Source organism: Sphingomonas sp., assembly GCF_048594985.1.
GTDB lineage: Bacteria > Pseudomonadota > Alphaproteobacteria > Sphingomonadales > Sphingomonadaceae > Sphingomonas_I.
On sequence record NZ_JBMDXG010000051.1, the window covers coordinates 1 to 1,765 of the forward strand.

2 protein-coding genes are annotated in these 1,765 nt (G+C 70.7%); one reads left to right on the forward strand and one right to left on the reverse strand.

Annotation, left to right across the window (positions count from 1 at the left end; translation table 11 throughout):
- Positions 1–252, reverse strand: a 252-nt coding sequence (locus ACOJSF_RS01995) for a hypothetical protein (protein ID WP_420140563.1), incomplete at its 3' end; no start/stop codon positions are given.
- 302 nt (positions 253–554) lie between these two features.
- Here ACOJSF_RS01995 and ACOJSF_RS02000 point away from each other — a divergent pair.
- On the forward strand, positions 555–1,765 hold a 1,211-nt coding region (locus tag ACOJSF_RS02000; RefSeq protein WP_420140564.1), incomplete at its 3' end, for a sensor histidine kinase.

The following is a 1,765-nucleotide window of genomic DNA, read 5'->3' on the forward strand; positions in this document are numbered from 1 at the left end:
CGCGTTCGACGTGGCGTTGCCGCCGGGCATGGTGCAGAAGCTGTAACCGGGCGCGACCATCACGGTGGCGGTGTCGACGTTGTTGTCCGGCACGATGTCGGTCGTGCCGGCGGGCGCGGTCACGGTCGCGGTGTTGGTCAGCCCGACGGACTGGGCGAACGCGGGGCCACCCAGCCAGGCGGCCGCCACGAGCAGCGTCGCGGACAGCCCGGCGAAGAACGGGCCCGCGCTACGAAGTCGAATCTGGAACACCTGCTTCCCCTTGACGATGCGCGCGTCCGCCCGGAGCCGGCCGGCCACGCTTTTTTGCGCACGCAGGCGCGGCCGGCAGGCGCAGCAATGCGCATCCGCCGACCGTGACCAAGGACGTGCCCCCCGGCTCGGACGTGGCCTCACGCCACCGGAGCGGCGTACAGACGATGTCGAAGCGCGCGCACTCTAACCGCGCAAATGTGTGACGACAAGCACATTTATTCACGAATTCTCACCAGTGGTGAGTTTGTTCGGTGACGGAATACTCAAAGATCAGGGCTCGATCACGCCCGACCCCGCCCATGGCCCCTTCCCCGCTCGTCCGCTGGCTGCGACGCCCCGCTATCACCGATCCCGTCGACCGGCGCAATGCGCCGATGCTGCAGGTGGTCCTGCTGGTCCTGGGGACGCTGCCGCCACTGCTCGGGCTGTCCCGGATCGCGGGCACGGACGTGCCGTGGCGCCCCGGCGAGACGTCGAGCCTGATCGCCAGCGCCCTGATCAGCGCACTGGCGCTATGGAGCGTCGTCCTGATCCGCACGGGACGGTTCCAGATCGCCATCCGGCAGTTGATGGCGGTCGTCGGCGTGGTCACCGTGGTGTCCCACGGCATCACCGGATTGTCCGCGCACATCTTCGAGATGCCGGTCCAGGTGCTGTGGCTGTTCGTCGCCGGCCTCATGATCGGCCGGCGCGCGTTGTGGGCGATGTATGCGGCACTGGTCGCCTCGCTCGCCGCAGGCGCGCTGGCCGAGGTGCGTCTGGGCCTGTCCACCTATCCGCTCGCGTTCGGCGATGCCCTGATCCGCGCGGTCATGTTCCTGCGCGTCGCGCTCGTGGTCGACCGCAGCGTGGCCGCGCTGCGGGAGGCCCTGGCCGAGGCGCGGTCGCAGGCGGAGGCCTCGGCAGCGGCCAACGTGCGCCTGCAGGAGGAGATGGCCGCGCGCGAGCGGGCCCAGGCGCAGGTGATCCATGCGCAGAAACTGGAGGCGGCCGGGCGCATGGCCAGCGGGCTGGCGCACGACTTCGGACATCTGCTCACCCTGGTGAGCGGCTACGCGGACCAGGCGGCGCGCGCCGAGGACCCCGCCGCGCGCGCCCGGGCGCTGGAAGGGGTCCGTGCCGCCGGCCGCCGCGCGGAAGTCCAGGTCCGGAAGCTCCTGCACTTCGCCCGCGAGGACACCGGCGCGGCTCTCGCCTTCGAGGCGATCGAGGCGGTCGCCGCCCACGAACCGAAGCTGCGGCAGACGCTCGGACCCCGAATCCGCCTCGAACTGTCACAGCCGGACCGCGCGGCCCCGGTGCTGATGGATCGGGACCGCTTCGATCTGGTGTTGCTCAACCTGGCGGCGAATGCCGCCGATGCCATGCCCGACGGCGGACGCTTCGAATTGCACGCGGCGTGCGAGGATGCCGGGGCGCGACTGAGGATCGTCGCCCGCGATTCCGGCTCCGGTATCGCCGCCGCCGACCATGACCGGGTGTTCGATGCGTTCTTCACCACCAAGCCCCC